A 17,051-nucleotide genomic window follows, 5' to 3' on the forward strand; every position below is an offset into this window, starting at 1 on the left:
ACGGGTTTACACACATTTTAGGGATAGTTTAAGATTGAATATTTTCTTTTTATTTATAAAAACAGTATACTTCAACTTATTAAATATAGCTTTTTATGACATCTAATTTATTAAAATTCACAGGTTTATTTTTTATTCTTTTATCATGCAACACTGGCAAACTTAATGTCATAGGCGATATAGCAAATAGCTTAAAAGAAGTTTCTGCTGCTGAATATATTTCAAGCTCTAATTTGATTTGGGTTATTGAAGACGCCGGCAATAAAAATAATTTATACGGACTTAACCTAAACGGAAACATTATAAAAGACATAGATATAAGTAACGCTGAAAACATTGACTGGGAAGATCTTACATCAGATAGCGATGGAAATATTTATATAGGTGATTTTGGTAATAATAAAGGAAAACGTAAAACATTTACTATATACAAAGTAAAAAATCCAGCCAATATAGTAGATAAAACCACTGCTGAAATTATAACCATTGAAATGCCTAAAAAATTGAAAGATGAAGATTATGAATCTTTCTTTTTACTCAACAATTATTTTTACTTATTTACCAAAGAATCGGGTTCGTTTAAAGTTGTAAAAGTGGCTAATAAAATTGGCAAACAAAAAGCCGAGTTAGTTACAGAGTTTAATCTAGAAGGTAAGCACAACAAAATAACATCGGCTGATATTAGCAACGACGGAAAAACAGTCATTTTATTAAACCACGATAAACTTTGGAAAATTTCAGATTTCACCGCTGATAATTTCTTTAAAGGTCATATTGAAATTGTTCCGTTTGGACATAACTCACAAAAAGAAGGCATTTGTTTTAAAACAAATAATACCATTCTTATTACCGATGAAAGACAAGGCAGCGATGGCGGAAATATTTATAGTTTAAAACTTCAACCCTAATCCAAAAGCAAATCTGAAACCATCATCACTATGAAATAGTGAAAAATCACCTGTGAATAATTCGGCTGCAATTAGTAAAAATCCGCCACCATAAGCGTTGTGCCATTTATCTGACGGATCATTTTTAAGCCAAACACGGCCGTAATCAAAACCACCATAAACACCTAAATTTATTGGCACAATACCGGTTTTCATTTTACTGAACATATATCTAACATCTGTTAATTGATAGTAAGAATCCTTTCCTGTAAAACGCTGATTTCTGTATCCTCTTAAACCATCATTTGCTCCAATTGATGCCGCTTGATAAAACTCATAGCCATCTCCTAAAGTAATCTGTGACTTTAATTTTGTAGCTAAAACCAATTTCCCTTGAGGCTCTAATTTAAAATCAAAACCTAGATCTGGAATGATGTATCCAAAGCTATTAGAGTTATCTAGATTGGTCTTATACCCTACTTGAAAATTAGCATGCATTCCTAATGAAGGAAAAGCCGTGTTGTTTTTATTTTCAAAATGATAAGAAACCTCTGCTCCAAAGAAATTATTATTGTTTTCAATTACGTTTGAAAGGTAATATGTATTGATAAATCTATTATAAGTTTGTTCTACTTCAATAGCTTCATAGCTTAATGTAAGTTTAAATTGACCGTCTAAATTTCCTTTATAAATTAGTGAAGGTGCGATTCTTATAGTACTTAACTTTACGCGATTATAATCTCTATCAAAAACCTCATCGTTTTCAGCATTTGGGTTTATTGTTTCGTTACCATATCCAAAAAAGTTGATACTATAATTAGGACTTGTAAACACCGCGTTTAAGCCTAGATTAAAACTACCTAACACATTAGCAAACTCACCTTGATATGTTAAGTTATATCCGCTAGTAGCAGCATAAAAAGCTGCTGATAATTTATGTTGTGAACTAAAAGGGTTTCTGTTAAAACCATTTACGGTATAGGTATCTGTAAAACCAAATTTGAAACCGTCATCTGGATTAAACCCTAAAATAGGATACACCTGGTTATTGTTATATTTAAGTTTTTTATAGGCATAAGCGTTGATATCATAATCATCCGTCAATCTTACTTTTCCTTTATTGGTTTTAAACGTGTTCTTTTTTGATTTATAATCATAAACCTTAACACGTTTACCGTTTTCAATATTATATATATCATTGTTTTGACCACCAATAAGTTTTACTGGAATAAGTTTATCACCTTGACCATAAACATGCAGTACATCGTCATCATCTAGTGCATATAACCAAATATCTTTTGTTTCCTCTTTGGCATAAGTTCGCTCATGAAAAACATCAGCTTTTTTGTCGTCTTTAATTCTATAGGCTGTAATTTTTGTTTGACCATTAGGTAAACGCTCTATATCAAACCAATCATCTTTGTCTGTTCCTTTTACAACAGCTATTTTGTTTATAATTTTATAGTACCTATCTGATATATTCTGAAGATTATTTCGTCTTGCCTTAAGTTTAGATTTGATGTCTTCTAGAGTTTCATCATGTAGTTCTTGAGGTATAAAAGCAAAAGCTTCTTCAATAACATCATCTGTTAAGTTTGTTGTTATGGCTTTTACTTGTTCGTCCCAAACATCTTTAGTTGATTGACTTATTAATGCCATATCAAGTGGATAAGGTGATAAATTGAACCATTTTGGGCTTCTTAAATTATCATCATAAGACTGTAACATTCTTCCTGCCGGAACTAATCTAGATCCTAAACCAAGCATAAAACCATCAGCCATTTTTGAAAAAACCTGATCACGGTCTCTAGGAACTGGCTGATAAATTGTTTTCCCATCTTTTTTTGTTGTTGCCCAACGCCATTGATCTTGATGTCTGTCCCAATCTCCTATAAGCATATCAAATAGACGCGCACGAACATAAGCCGGTTCATTTATTACTACATCTTCATCAGATCTAATTTCATTAAGTAAATCGTCTGTTCCAATAAGCTCATCAGAATAGGCAAAACTTTTTTGATATCCATGATCATCACCTGCATGTTCTTCTATCATATAAAGTTCATCGCCAAATGTATCATTATAAACTCCTATTGTTTCTTGATGTGGCACATAATACAATGTTGGGTTAGTATGTAAAACGCCAACAGCATCAGACAATGTTGCTGTTACAAAAGGCGCATAAGGATAAGACCCTGTAAACACGTAACGAATTAAATCTTGAGCAGCTGTATTTGTAAATTGTCCTTCAATATATTGATCCTTAAAAGCAAAGGCTTGAATATAGTTTAATGCATTTTTTCTTAAGCCTCTCATAACATATTCTCTTCCTGTAGAATCTGCCAGTCGTAATGAATTAGATTGTGTTCCGCCTCCTTTTCTTATGGGCTTTAATCCGCCAAAAAGTGTATCAAGCATAACGGTTTTCACCTTAATAGGAGTTGCATATTCTTTTGAATATCTATCTCCCCATAAAAACCTATAAAACTTACCTTTATCTGCCTCTGGCTTGGTATAAATAGATGCCATAGTTTCTGTAGACACATCTTGTTTGTAGGTATTGTTAGGGTTATCTCTTTTAGCATACACCTCTTTTTTGTATAAAGTATCTTCTGTTTTGGCTGCTATAAATGAAACCGAAGAAGAACCATCTTTATAAACATCTAACCTAGCAAATCCTGACTCACTTGATGAAAACAAGCCACTACCCACATTTCTTGTTGGTGTTGACTTGGATCCTGAACCACTAATAATTTGCGTTAAATTATCCTCTACTAAATACTGTAAATTATGATCGTGCCCGGAAACAAAAATCACATGATTATTCTCTTGAGCAATTGTAATAATTCGTTTTCTTAATTCATTATAGCGTTTATTTTGAATATCTTCAGGACTAACACCTGTGGTTTTTCGCAATAGATTTTTTAAAGTTCCCAAAACAGGAATTGGTTTCATATGTTCCATAAAGGAGTACTGACCACCATGCGGACCATTCGTATACATTGGGTGATGCATGGCTACAATAGTAGTTTTTCCTCGTGCTTTTTTTATTCTGCTTTCAAATTCAGCCAAAAATGTTTCACGCGTTCTGATATCGCATTTATCATTTATAGTTGGATGATTATCCCAATTGGTTATATACCATTTTGCATCCACAAAAATGAGCTCAATATTATCTGTAACTGTTTTGTTTTCAATAGCACAACCATTTTCAGGTAAAAAAGAGTTTTTACCCAAAACATCATCTATATAATCTTCTTGACGCTCTAATCCTTTTAAGCCATCAGAATACCAATCATGATTACCTGGCAAAAAGATGGTTCTTCCTTTAAAGTTTTTTACTGCATCTAGCTGCACATCTAGTTGATGTTTTGCAAATTCATAACCTTTTGCTCCTTCTTTTGGCAACCCTTTAGGATAAATATTGTCCCCTAGAAAAAAAGCTGTACTATTTTTTTGAGCATTATTTAAAGCTTCCTCAAATACTTGTAAAGCCTTTGTTTTTGTTCCGATAGGAGAATTTCCTGCATCTCCGATAAGGTAAAAAGAATGTTCAATTTCTTTCCCACCATGTAATTCATTACGCCATTGATCTTCACCCTGTTTGTATTGGGTTTTGTAAGTTGCGCATGCATTTAAAATAAGAATGATTAGTAAGCTGAAAATCGTTTTTAAAGATCTAAACATAGGGTTGTTTTAAAACTTAAAGTTACTATTTTTTATTGATATTAGTGTTATTTTAGGAGCTGCAAGATAACATAGAGCATCCTATTTTATGTCTTGCCCAATCCGGACGTTTTGCAAACCATTTTTGATATTTTGGCTGCTCGTCATAAGGTTTTTTTAGTAGCTGAAACAACTCATCAATCATTGTGAAATCGTTTTTATTTGCTGCATCTATTGCCAACTGCGCCATATAATTACGCAAAACATATTTAGGATTAACACCATTCATGAAGTGTTTTCTTTCTTGATTTGATATTGATTCAACTTGTAGCCTATTCGCATAGCGACTAAACCATTCTTGCCATTGCTTTTTTATATCACCAGTAATTTCTTCAAGGGTATAAAAAGCTTCTTTTACAATATGGAACCATTTATCTGATTCATGTTCATCAAATTCACTTAAGCACCTAAAAAAGATTGTCATATCAGTTTCAGATACATGTAAAACATCTTCTAAATCTTGAATTAACAACTTATCGAGTGCTTCTTCTTTTTGAAGACCTAACTTTGAACGCATCATTTTTAAAGATTCTTTATCAAAGTCTGTTTTATACTGATTTAAAATGGTTTCTAAAGGCGCTGCCTCTTCTATTAATGGATATAAAGCATTAGCTAGTTGATACAAATTCCAAAGCCCCATGTTGGGTTGGTTTCCAAACCGATAACGTTTATGCTCTCTATCTGTGGTGTTTGGTGTCCAACCAAAATCAAATCCTTCTAACCAACCATATGGCCCATAATCTATTGTTAAACCTAGAATTGACATATTATCAGTATTCATTACACCATGTACAAAACCTACGCGCTGCCAATGAATAATCATATTTAAAGTACGCTTTGCAACCTCTTTAAAAAACTTTATGTACGTTTCTTTTGAAGGCTTTCCTAAAAAAGAAAAATGTTGATGAATCGTAAAATCGACTAATGTTTTTAACGTTTCAACATCTTGCCTAGATGCAAAGATTTCATAATTACCAAAGCGTAAAAATGATGGTGACACACGACAAACCACAGCTCCTTTTTCGTAGGCTGGATTGCCATCATACATAACATCTCTCAAAACTTGATCTCCAGTAAGCGCTAACGACAAAGCACGTGTAGTTGGCACACCTAAATGATGCATGGCTTCGCTACATAAATACTCTCTAATTGAAGAACGCAAAACCGCAAGCCCATCGGCCGATCGTGAATACGGAGTTTCTCCCGCTCCTTTTAACTGTAAAACCCAGCGGTTATTATTATGTTCTACCTCTGTTAAATTTATAGCACGACCATCGCCCAATTGACCTGTCCAATGCCCAAACTGATGACCACCATAACACATAGCGTAAGGCTTGGTGTTTTTTAATATTTTATTGCCCGTAAATACGTTTAAAAAGTCTTCACGCTTGCTATCCTCATGATCAAGCCCTATTTCATTGAGCATTTCTGGAGAAACATGAAGTATCTCTGGCTTTGCTGTTGATTTAGGATTTACATAAGAAAAGCACGCATCAAAAACCTGACGCCTTGAATTTTCTGTAATAGTATCTGCTGGAAGGTTTTCTGTAAATGTATTCTTTATGTTTAATTTCATTTATTCAACCATTTAATCAATTCTTTATCATTAGGATTTCTTAACCTTTTCCCTTCTACTAAAATTGTTGGAAAATGTAACCCTTCATTTTGGTATAAGTTACGTAATTCTGAAGCAAATTCAGTATTCTTTTTTACATCAAGAAACGCGTAATTTAAATTACGCGTTTCAAAAAATGTTTTATAGTATTGTGTTTTATGGCATTGACTACTGCCATATAGTTTTATTTGTTTCAAGAAGATATCCTTTCTTTTATTTTAATTTTTCAGAATGCAGTTTTTTTAGTTTTGCCAACTTTGGATTTATGACAAATGTACAATACCCGAAATCAGGATTGTTTTTATAAAAATCTTGATGTTCTTTTTCTGCTTCAAAAAATGGTTTTAATGGACTTATTTCTGTAACAATAGCTTCATCGTAATACGCTTGAAGATCTCTAACAACTTGTTCTGCAATATCTTTTTGAAAACTATTTTCATAAAATATAACCGACCTGTATTGCGTTCCTACATCGGCGCCTTGTCGGTTTAACGTTGTTGGATCATGTGTTGTCATAAAAATCACTAATATATCTTTGTATGAAATAATACGACTATCAAAAGTAATTTTTACAACCTCTGCATGCCCAGTAAGGCCTGAACAAATTTCTCTGTAAGTTGGCTTTCCAGGAACTGTTCCTCCTGAATATCCAGACATTACAGATATAACTCCTTTTACCTCTTGAAAAACGGCTTCGGTACACCAAAAACAACCGCCTCCAACTACTGCTGTTTGTAAATGATTATTCATTAAACTGTACCTTTCTGCAATGTTAGAGATTCCGAATTCACACAATATCGTAAGCCACTCGGCTCTGGACCATCAGGAAACACATGTCCTAAATGTGCATCGCAAGTGTTGCACATAATCTCTACACGTACCATACCAAATGTTGTGTCTTTTTCATACTTCACAGCATTCTCTTTTATAGGCTGTGTAAAGCTTGGCCAACCAGTCCCAGAACTAAATTTAATGGTAGAATCAAACAATGGCGTATCACAACAAACACAATTATACTTTCCTGCTTCGTGGCTAGAGCAAAATGCACCTGTACCAGCCATTTCAGTTCCTTTTTTTCGGGTTATTCTAAACTGCTCATCAGTAAGAATAGCTCGCCATTCTTCAGGAGATTTTTCTACTCTTTTGTCTGGTATGGGATTTCCATTTACTGAAAAATTGATAACATTTTTCCAAGTTAACATACTATGTCCTTTCTTTAATTTAAGTTATTAGAAATTAATAAAAAAACTGTAAAAAAATACAGTTCTTCGCTTTAATCTATTGATTGAATTGGTCGTTATTTCTCTAATTTACTTACAATCATATCATATCACTAAAAACGCTTTATTTTAGTTATTTTTTAGTAATTTGTACGTCTAATTTAGCCTAGATATCAAATTTATGACAAATATTATAGAAAAGGCAGAAGCATATGTCTTTGATTTATTTAAAGAAGAACTTGATCACACATTTTTATACCATAATTTCACACATACAGAACGTGTTTTAAGAAGCTTAAGAGAAATAATCTCTCATTCTGAAATAAGCAAACAAGATGCTGAAATTCTACAACTTGCCGCTATTCTTCATGATACTGGTTACACAAAAACAAGAGACGGTCATGAAGAAGAAAGTGTAAAAATTGCTACAAAGTTTTTAAATGATCATGGCGTAGATAAATCTATCATTGATGCTGTAAACGCTTGTATTATGGCAACAAAATTTAAAGATTCTCCTAAAACTGAATTAGAAAAAATAATTAGAGATGCTGATGCGTCTCACTTTGGAAAAGATTATTTTAAAGAAACTAGCGAGTTTTTAAGAAAAGAATTTGAAATTCAAGGTATAGCAACATATTCTCCTAGTGAATGGCTTGAAGGAAACATTAAGGTACTTACCGAGAAACATACTTTTTATACCGATTATGCTTTAAAGAACTGGCAACCCCAAAAAGAGAGTAATTTAGCAAGCTTAATAAAAGAAAAAAACAAACAAAAAAAGCGTGAAAAGCGCGAAAAACAAAAAGCAAAATACAAAGCTCAATATAAAAATGAAAGTCCTGAAAGAGGCATTCAAACCTTTTATAGAGTTGCTTTAAGAAACCACATTAAATTAAGTGATATTGCTGATACAAAAGCTAACATTTTGCTATCGGTAAACGCCATTATTATTTCGTTGGTACTGTCTAACTTAATGTCTAAACTAGACAACCCTTCTAATCAATACCTTATTATTCCTACCGCTATTTTTACGGTTTCTAGCGTTATATCTATGGTGTTATCAATTATTGCTACAAAACCCAATATAACACGTGGAGAGTTTACTAAAGAAGATGTAGAAAACAAAGATGTTAACCTTACGTTTTTTGGTAATTTCCATAAAATGGAACTTAACGAATATCAATGGGCAATTAACGAACTTTTGAAAGACAAAGACTATGTTTACAGTTCACTAACAAAAGATTTATATTTTTTAGGAAAAGTGCTTGATAGAAAATACAGAATTTTACGCCTTACTTATAATATTTTTATGATTGGCATGATAATATCTGTATTATCTTTTGCTGTGTCTTTTAAGCTACAAAGTAATAAAAAGCTTGAGGATGTTATTTCAATTAAAATTGAAAAAAATGATGTAAAAACACCTATTAAAGATGCTTATATTGTATCTAATTTTTAATAGCTTGCATTAAATCATCATAGGTGTAAAATTCATTTTCATCAGCCTTTTCATGCTGATATAAAATACTAACTTTTAAGGCTTTTAATCCAGTTACTCCCTGAAGATCTTCCAATTCTACTATTTGCACATCGTCACCTAGTAGTTTTTTAGCTTGGAAAAACTCTATGTATCTTAAGTATTCATCTTCATCTTCGCTTTGAGAATAAACAATACTTAATTTACCTTTTTCAGTAACGCGCTCATCAGTTCCTTTTACAAAAGCTTTATCTACACGTTTTTTCACAACTTCATATCTTGCATTGTAAGTTCCATCTACATCAAATTGTTTTTCATCCATTCTAAATCTTATAGAAAGTGGTTGATTAAAAACAAGTATCATAGAGGCTACATCAAGCGAAATTGGATATAACTGCTGATTACTATAGTAAGCGTTTTCCATCTCACACATAACTTGAATTTGCCACAATCTCAAGTTATAGAGATATATCATATTAAAATTATCTTCTCTAGTAATAGACTCTCCTATATACATATTATGCTCTACACCATCGGTCTTGAAACGCTCAAAAAAATGTGGGTACATATTTTGAGCATCTATTTGCCTAGTATCTAATAGTGTTGACATATTCTTGTTTATAAGCTTTATGGTATTATCATAACTACTACGGTAATGATATATCACATCAAGATCATCATCCAGCTTGCTTAAATAATCTTTTATTTCATCTTTTAAGCTAGATTCTGATTTAAGAAGCAGGTCAAATAACGGACCAACTTCATGCTTTAAAAAAGTTGTTATTTGGTGTTCGCTATCAACTTTTATACCTGACTTTAATTGCTCTTTAAAAGTTTCAACCTGAAACATGATTTGCTCATAAACAGGCATTTTCTTTTCTTTTAAAGCTTTATCAATTATTTTTTCGGCGTAAGATAATTGTAGAGATAAATCTTTTTGTGTTGCTAAATTTCTAGCTTCAGAAGAACCTTTTACGTCTATTTGTCCGAATAATGGGTAAACATCTTTAAATGAAATTTTACTAAAAGCTGTGTTTTTATTCTGAAAAATATTTTCTTTTATAAATAACTGCGCTGCTTGTTTAAATCGCCAATGCACACTAGGATGTATTGATGTACACTCTTGTTGAATAATAGCTTCAATAAGGTTTTCTTGTTCGTTTTTAGAACGTTCTACCGCTGCCACAATGTATGGCATAACATCTACCAACTTATTGGCATTAATACTATTTAATGCTTTAGGCACATTAGACACTAACTCTAAAATTCCCATTAAGCCTTCATCATTAGCAATAGGAGCAAAAATAGCACTCTTTATACCTTGCTCGTGCAATGCATTAATTTGAGGTGTGCATGCACTTGATGATTGCTTAAACGCATTATCTACATTAGATATTGATACTGGTTTATTTTCTTTTAACAGCTTATTGTATGACCATTCGCAAAATACATCAACACAGCTATTAGAATCTATATCGTGAAGTAAGAAACTACACATACCTTCTCCATAAACCCTATCAAAAGTTTGATCATCTTTATTGTAAACTAAAAAACCAACCTTAATATCAGGTATGTTTAAAAACGACTTAAAAATAGACTGAAAATTCTCAATAAAATTTTCGTCTTTTCGTTTTCCTTCAGCAATTAAATTTGATTTTATTGTTGATATAGCGTGATCATCAGTTACATTAAAAATATTAGAAATAACAAAGCCACTAAACACATAAGTGTTTGGCGGAAATTTTTGTTTCCACATTTCAATGTTATCAAAATTATCTAATAATTCATCTACATCATTTTGTGTTATTTTAGGAGCTTTACTTGTTGCTTCTATTTCAGTAAAATCAGCATTATAAAGTATTTTATAATACCTCATTATACCATCTGCTCCCGGTATCTCGTAGAAAAAAGGTCTTTTAAAATTTAAATCATAACCATACTTAATGTTGAGAATAATAGTACAAGCGGCTATGTATAAATAATCTTCTGGTAAGTTATTTATGGTAAGTTTAAAATCATCTCCTGCATCACTTATTATTTTTTTAAATCGTTCAGATTCATTAAAAATAATATCATGAAACGGCATAGAGGCTGTTTTAATCTCATTTTTTGTCAATACAGGACTAAACGAATCTTGAAGTAAAAGTTTTATTTCGTTTTCTCTTTCTTTTAAAACTTCAAGATTCGTAAACCCTTGACGCAGTTCCGGATAAGCCTCGGCTGTTTTTAAAACACGTTTTGACTTAGCAGATAGAAATGTATCTTCACTATTTGCTAATTCCTCATATTGCTCTAACAGCTTATTAAAACTAATCTTAAGCGTAAAAGGAGACTCTAAATTACCATTCAAACCTTTCATATTGCAAAGCTACAAATAATAACTTAAGTCGTATAACTCCTTATTTACTTACGCTATTATTTTTTTATTAAACTAATGGCGAAACCACCTCCGGCTGCTAAATTACATGATAACTTAGACGCCTTTGTCATTGTAAGCGTTTCAACCTCTAAATCTGTTGGGTTGTTATCCCAATGTGCTGTTTTACCGTCTTTGTAAATTGTAGCTTGGTACGTTACATCTGCATCTAAAAAGCTAAAATCTACATCAATTGTTCTAGCATTCTCATCAGTAATACCTCCAACAAACCAATTTTCTGTAAGACGTTCTTTTCTTGCAATTGTTACAAAGTCTCCAACTTCTCCATTCAATACTTTGGTTTGTTGCCAATCTACTCCAACATCTTTTATAAATTGAAGAGGCTCTGGGTTCGCCTCGTAATGCTCTACCAAATCAGCAGCCATTTGTATTGGGCTATAAATTACCACATACAATGCTAATTGTTGAGCAATAGTGGTGTTTACCTGATTGTCAGGCTTATATTCATCAAATTTAATATTGAAAATTCCTGGTGTATAATCTATTGGTCCTGCTAACATTCTTGTAAAAGCTACTATTGGTAAGTGCTCTGGCGGATTACCACCATCACTTGACCAAGCATTAAATTCTTGACCTCTTAAACCTTCGCGAGAAATGATGTTAGGATAGGTTCTTCTTAATCCTGTTGCTTTAATAGGTTCGTGTGCATTTACTGCCACTTGGTATTTTGCAGCTTTTATAGCTGCATTGTTATAATGATTTACCATATACTGTCCGTGATGGTACTCACCTTTTGGAAGTATCTTACCAACATAACCAGATTTTACCGAATGCATGCCGTATTTCTGCATTAATGCATAGGCTGTATCTTGTTGTTTAGTGTAGGTTTCAGTAGCTGCAGAAGTTTCATGGTGCATTATAATTTCTACACCTTTTTCTTTAGCATATCGTGTAACCTCATCAATATCATAGTCTGGATATGGTGTTACAAAATCGAACACACCTTCACGGTCTTCAAAACCAATCCAATGTTCCCAACCTGTATTCCAACCTTCAACTAAAACACCACCAATGTTATTTTTTGCTGAAAAGTCTATAAAACGTTTTACATTTTCAGTATTTGCTCCGTGTTTTCCGTGTGCACCTCCTGTATCTGTCCAAGTACTCATATTTTGAGTCATTCCGTAATCCCAAGAGGATTTCCCCAAGTGCATTTCCCACCAAACTCCTGTGTACTTCATTGGTGTAAACCAAGATACATCTCCAAGTTTATTTGGCTCATTTAGATTCACGATTAACTTTGATTCTATAAGTTCTGGTGCGTTATCTGAGATTTGAATGGTTCTCCAAGGTGTTTCAAAAGGTAACATTCGTTTTACCTTATAATCAGTATTTTCTGAACCTACTAAATTACTTTTTAAATCAAGATTTTTAGTATCTACTTTTAAAGTCATTCCTGAATAATCTATCAAAGCTGCTTCGTGAAAACTTAAGTGTGTTCCATCTGCACCAACCATAGTAACTGGTGTATTAACAGCATTTTCCGGAATATAGGTTTGTGCTAAATTCTTATGGTTCGCAAATTGTAGAGCATCAACCTCTGATAATTTTGTAGTATTATACAAATGCTCATAAATATCCCAATCACCAGGAATCCAAAAGGTTTTGTAGTCTTCTGTTAAATTGAACTCTGTATGTTCATCTTTAATCAGTGCTTCTGTCCAACCTTTTTGTTCTGGGAATTCGTATCTGAATCCAATACCATCGTCATACACTTTGAAAACAAGGTTTAGTTTTCGTTTTAATTCTGATGTTTCTTGTAATTCAATTCTTAATTCATTGTAATGGTTTACTACATCTACCTGTTCTCCCCAAGGCATTTCCCAAGTCTCATTGAATGTACTTGCTGTTGTTTTCAAAATATTGAAATTATCCTTTAAAGCTTTAGCATTTGTAAACTCAAACCCTAAGTAAGAGCTATCCACTATGGTTTTGTTATTGAACATTACTGTGTAAAACGGTTGTCCCTGAACATTAAGGTTGAAATTTACTTTCACTTCACTATTTGGCGAAGTCAATTCAGTAATATGTTTTTCTTTTTGATAACAAGAAAAGAAAAGGACTGTAAGGATTAATGGGATAAGATTGAATTTCATTAAAATTGATTTACTGTCTTTCTATTAAAACGATATTAGCATTCGAATTTATGGTAATTTTTCCGTTTTCTACAGTGGCTTTAACACCAGAATATGCATCTTGAAGCAATTCGCCTTCTTCAAAAACTTTAGAAACATCGATAACTTTTTCGCCTTTTGGTAAGTCTAAACCAACAACTACCAAATCTTTAAAGTCACCTTGTTGATAGCTTCTGTAAAATAAATAAGGTTGTTGAGTTATCATTTGATGCATACCAGCACCTACAGCAGGATGATTTGCTCTAAACTGTCCTAACTTTTGCCAATGCGCTAAAACCTCCTTGGTTTTTGCATCTGAATTTACAGCTTCCCAATTCATAAACGAACGTAAAGTAGCGTCGCCTTGTGTGCCTTCTATAACTAACGACCTTGCAGATTCGTCACCATAATAAACTTGTGATGTTCCTGGCGACAACAATAATCTATTTGCGGTTTCGTATGGTTTTTCTCTTTTAGCATCAAACGGACTACCATCGTCGTGAGAACTTAAATAATTCAACGTTCCAAAACCTTTTAATGGCCCATTTAAACTATCATTATATTTTTTAAAAGCGTCTTCATAACTCAACTCTTTTGAATTCCATTTGAATTCAAAGTTGATTAAACTTTGAAAGCTTGGTGGATTAAAATAGTTCACTTTTCTATCTCCATAATCATAGTACTGACCACCTGAAATGCCGTAATTATAAACCTCGCCAACTAAATAGAAGTTGTTATCGTCTAACACCTTATCTGGATTATTCTTCTTATACGTTTCAAATGCATAGTCACATGCTTTCTTAAATTCTTGCCATACATATTCTTCTGTGTGTTTTACGGTATCTACACGATAACCATCTATACCAAAATCAGTGATGTAATCGGTTAACCATTTCATTATATAGAAACGTGGTGCTCTTGGATGTCCTGTTCTTTCAAAAAAGGCATCGAGCTCTTTTACTTCTTGGTCGTAACGACCTTCAACTTTCCATTTTTCTACCAATTGTGGTGGTAGTTCCACATTTTCATTGCTTTCTGTTTTTATATCTGGCAGATTAGCAACAAGTGTACAGCTTATAGTATTATCGTAAGTATCGTAAGTACATTGTTTATCTGTTCTTACCCATTCGTCTGGCCAAACTGGGTCTTTTTCTGTTACAGGACCTGTGTGATTAATCACAGCGTCTAACACTACACGAATGCCTTTGGCGTGTGCTTCCTTTACCAATTCTTTTAAATCTTCTTCAGTCCCAAAATTTGGGTCAATTTTGGTCCAGTCTTTTGCCCAATAACCGTGAAATGCATATGTAAAACCTGTGCCTTCGTCAGTTCCTCCATGGATTTGCTCTACAATTGGTGTCATCCAAATGGCATTGATGCCCAAATCCGTAAAATAACCGTCTTTGATTTTTTGTGTAATCCCTTTGATGTCTCCTCCTTCAAAACCACGCAATTTTCCGGTTTCTTTAGTCCTATCAAAGTTAACATCGTTAGAGGTGTCTCCGTTATTGAATCTGTCAGTTAGCAGAAAATAAAGATTGGCACCTTCCCAAACAAATGGCGTTTCTGGTTTTGGTTTTAATTCGTCTTGTTTTGTTTCTTGCTTACATGACATAGCTAAAGTGATCGTAAGTATTGCTAAAGTTAGTTTTTTCATTGGTATTTATTTTCTGCGTAACATGAATTCAAATTATTCGTTGATTTTTAGAATGAAAGATTCCAGAGGTTTTATATCTATCCTCACTTTTGCTCTACTGTTTTCAACTTTTAAAGTTGACGTATAATTCTTGTATAACTGATCTTCTACTTGATAATCTCCATCTTTCAAACCTAATTTTGAGACCAAATCTTCTGGTAATTGCAATTCAAAACCATAAGTATTTTCTGCATTAAAGTTTGAAATAACAATGAGTTTTTCATCATCACTCCAACGCGCAAAACTCAACACTTTATCGTTGTACCATTCCGTATGTTGTTGATTGTAATGCTGTAAATCTTGATAGTCTCCCATTAAAGCCTCACTCTTAATTGTGAAGTTTAACAAACGTTTGTAAAAGTCTCTCAATGATTTTTCATCTTCGGTAGATTGACCACCATCAAACTGTTTGTTGTTTACCCAACGTACAACGCTTGGCACACTTCCATAATCGAAAATAGAGGTTCGGGTTGGGTCGCCAAAACCTAAATCTTCTTCAGCTTTTTCGCCAAATTCCTGACCGAAATACACCATTGTTGGCGATGTGCTAATGGTTGCAGACACTACCATTGCTGGTTTTCCTTTTTCAGCATTACCTGCAAAATCTGGACTTGCAATACGTTGCTCATCGTGATTTTCTAAAAAGTGAAGCATATGGTGCTCAATATCTTTTAAATCCTCTTGAATTGGTGGAATATTGTACGTGCTTCCGTGACCTTGCATCACGTGTTTTAGTGTATCATACAATTGTACTTTGTCGTACAGGTAATCCATTTTTCCTTTTTTGATGTAATCTCTGTACAAATGCGGTTGGTAAACTTCAGCCAATAAAAACGCATCTGGATTCTGCATTTTGATGTGCGAATTCATATAACTCCAAAATTCCACAGGCACCATTTCTGCCATATCAAAACGGAAACCATCTACTCCTTTGGCTGTCCAATACAAGGCAATGTCTTTAAACTTTACCCAAGAACTTGGTACGGTTTTGTCTTTCCAGAAGTTATAATGTGCTTTGTAATCTTCGTTATCGAAACCTTCAGGTAATTCATCAAAATCTTTTTGACCTTCTGGATTTATTCCGTAGTTAACTTTTACGGTTTCGTACCAATCGTTCATATTTGGCTGCGACGCTCTTGAACCGTTACCTGTCCATTTTGCAGGAATTTCTTTAAACTTACCATCGGCTTTTGGATGGTTTTCGCCACCTAAAGGCTGGTAACCGTTTTCCCAATTTGGTACTTTAAATGGTTCTCCTGGATTGTAATAAAAGTTGTTATTGACTGCGTAAGTCACAGTTTTATCATCTTCTGCACCAAAATCTGTTACACCTTCAGGATTCGTTAAACTCTGATAATTACGAGCCACATGGTTTGGCACAATATCTATTAACACTTTTAAACCTGCGTTGTGTGAACGCTCGATTAAAGCTTCAAACTCTTGTAATCTATTCTCAACATTTTCGGCTAAATCTGGATTGACATTATAATAATCCTTAACCGCATAAGGCGAACCTGCACGACCTTTTACAATATCTGGGTCGTCGTTAGAAATGCCAAATTCAGTATAATCCGTTATCACATCATGATGTGGCACACCTGTGTACCAAATATGTGTCACTCCGAGATCTTTGATTTCAGCAAGTGCTTTGTCCGTAAAATCGTTGAATTTACCAACGCCATTTTCTTCTAAAGTTCCCCAAGGTTTGTTGTTGGTATTGGTATTTCCGAATAGTCTTGTAAATACTTGATAAACGACTTCTTTCTTTTTCATCACTGATTTAGTTTCTCCAGTTTTTATAGTTTGTTTTGGCTCGTTTTTACAACTAAACACTATTGAAGCGACTAAAATTAGAGTAACTATATATCTTGAACGCATA

General features: G+C 33.3%; 11 protein-coding genes. 2 read left to right on the top strand and 9 right to left on the bottom strand.

What is annotated here, in order from left to right:
* Positions 1–95: 95 nt before the first annotated feature.
* On the top strand, positions 96–908 hold the full coding sequence (locus ABD690_RS01300; RefSeq protein ID WP_344726247.1) for a hypothetical protein: 813 nt from the start codon (positions 96–98) through the stop codon (positions 906–908).
* Here ABD690_RS01300 and ABD690_RS01305 read toward each other — a convergent pair.
* From ABD690_RS01305 to msrB, 5 genes are read right to left on the bottom strand one after another with little or no spacing between them, the layout of a single operon-like run.
* A complete protein-coding gene (locus ABD690_RS01305; protein WP_344726249.1) occupies positions 891–4,574 on the bottom strand; it encodes a metallophosphoesterase in 3,684 nt (1,227 codons plus the stop codon). The two genes, ABD690_RS01300 and ABD690_RS01305, sit on opposite strands and share 18 nt — an antisense overlap.
* Before the next feature lie 52 nt (positions 4,575–4,626).
* Positions 4,627–6,189: a protein adenylyltransferase SelO gene (locus ABD690_RS01310; protein WP_344726251.1), complete on the bottom strand. Its 1,563-nt coding sequence runs from the start codon at positions 6,187–6,189 to the stop codon at positions 4,627–4,629.
* A complete protein-coding gene (locus ABD690_RS01315) occupies positions 6,186–6,425 on the bottom strand; it encodes a glutaredoxin domain-containing protein (protein ID WP_344726253.1) in 240 nt (79 codons plus the stop codon). The genes ABD690_RS01310 and ABD690_RS01315 overlap by 4 nt, the downstream gene beginning before the upstream one ends.
* Before the next feature lie 16 nt (positions 6,426–6,441).
* Positions 6,442–6,978: a peptide-methionine (S)-S-oxide reductase MsrA gene (gene msrA, locus ABD690_RS01320; protein WP_344726255.1), complete on the bottom strand. Its 537-nt coding sequence runs from the start codon at positions 6,976–6,978 to the stop codon at positions 6,442–6,444.
* Complete coding sequence (gene msrB, locus ABD690_RS01325) at positions 6,978–7,430, bottom strand: peptide-methionine (R)-S-oxide reductase MsrB (protein WP_344726257.1); 453 nt, start codon at positions 7,428–7,430, stop codon at positions 6,978–6,980. Before msrB ends, msrA begins: the two co-directional genes overlap by 1 nt.
* Before the next feature lie 199 nt (positions 7,431–7,629).
* Here msrB and ABD690_RS01330 point away from each other — a divergent pair, with 199 nt between their 5' ends.
* Positions 7,630–8,907, top strand: a complete 1,278-nt coding sequence (locus ABD690_RS01330) for a Pycsar system effector family protein (protein ID WP_344726259.1) — start codon at positions 7,630–7,632, stop codon at positions 8,905–8,907.
* On the opposite strand, the gene ABD690_RS01335 is transcribed toward ABD690_RS01330, so the two are convergent.
* From ABD690_RS01335 to ABD690_RS01350, 4 genes are read right to left on the bottom strand one after another with little or no spacing between them, the layout of a single operon-like run.
* The gene (locus tag ABD690_RS01335; protein ID WP_344726261.1) at positions 8,897–11,284 is read right to left on the bottom strand and encodes a GAF domain-containing protein; all 2,388 of its coding nucleotides are present in this window, start codon (positions 11,282–11,284) and stop codon (positions 8,897–8,899) included. The two genes, ABD690_RS01330 and ABD690_RS01335, sit on opposite strands and share 11 nt — an antisense overlap.
* Before the next feature lie 56 nt (positions 11,285–11,340).
* Entirely contained in the window at positions 11,341–13,458 is a 2,118-nt protein-coding gene (locus tag ABD690_RS01340) for a glycoside hydrolase family 97 protein (RefSeq protein WP_344726263.1), read from the bottom strand.
* Between the two features lie 10 nt (positions 13,459–13,468).
* Complete coding sequence (locus ABD690_RS01345; RefSeq protein WP_344726265.1) at positions 13,469–15,133, bottom strand: alpha-amylase family glycosyl hydrolase; 1,665 nt, start codon at positions 15,131–15,133, stop codon at positions 13,469–13,471.
* Positions 15,134–15,166: 33 nt separating this feature from the next.
* Positions 15,167–17,050 carry an alpha-amylase family glycosyl hydrolase gene (locus ABD690_RS01350; RefSeq protein ID WP_425554887.1) on the bottom strand — a complete coding sequence of 628 codons (1,884 nt, stop codon included), beginning with the start codon at positions 17,048–17,050 and terminating at the stop codon, positions 15,167–15,169.
* Position 17,051 lies beyond the last annotated feature (1 nt).

This window comes from Corallibacter vietnamensis (assembly GCF_039537875.1).
GTDB lineage: Bacteria > Bacteroidota > Bacteroidia > Flavobacteriales > Flavobacteriaceae > Corallibacter > Corallibacter vietnamensis.

Coding starts and splice junctions, on each gene's coding strand:
- ABD690_RS01300 (WP_344726247.1), top strand. CDS start 96: ATGACATCTAATTTATTAAAATTCACAGGTTTATTTTTTATTCTTTTA.
- ABD690_RS01305 (WP_344726249.1), bottom strand. CDS start 4,574: ATGTTTAGATCTTTAAAAACGATTTTCAGCTTACTAATCATTCTTATT.
- ABD690_RS01310 (WP_344726251.1), bottom strand. CDS start 6,189: ATGAAATTAAACATAAAGAATACATTTACAGAAAACCTTCCAGCAGAT.
- msrA (WP_344726255.1), bottom strand. CDS start 6,978: ATGAATAATCATTTACAAACAGCAGTAGTTGGAGGCGGTTGTTTTTGG.
- msrB (WP_344726257.1), bottom strand. CDS start 7,430: ATGTTAACTTGGAAAAATGTTATCAATTTTTCAGTAAATGGAAATCCC.
- ABD690_RS01330 (WP_344726259.1), top strand. CDS start 7,630: ATGACAAATATTATAGAAAAGGCAGAAGCATATGTCTTTGATTTATTT.
- ABD690_RS01335 (WP_344726261.1), bottom strand. CDS start 11,284: ATGAAAGGTTTGAATGGTAATTTAGAGTCTCCTTTTACGCTTAAGATT.
- ABD690_RS01340 (WP_344726263.1), bottom strand. CDS start 13,458: ATGAAATTCAATCTTATCCCATTAATCCTTACAGTCCTTTTCTTTTCT.
- ABD690_RS01345 (WP_344726265.1), bottom strand. CDS start 15,133: ATGAAAAAACTAACTTTAGCAATACTTACGATCACTTTAGCTATGTCA.
- ABD690_RS01350 (WP_425554887.1), bottom strand. CDS start 17,050: ATGCGTTCAAGATATATAGTTACTCTAATTTTAGTCGCTTCAATAGTG.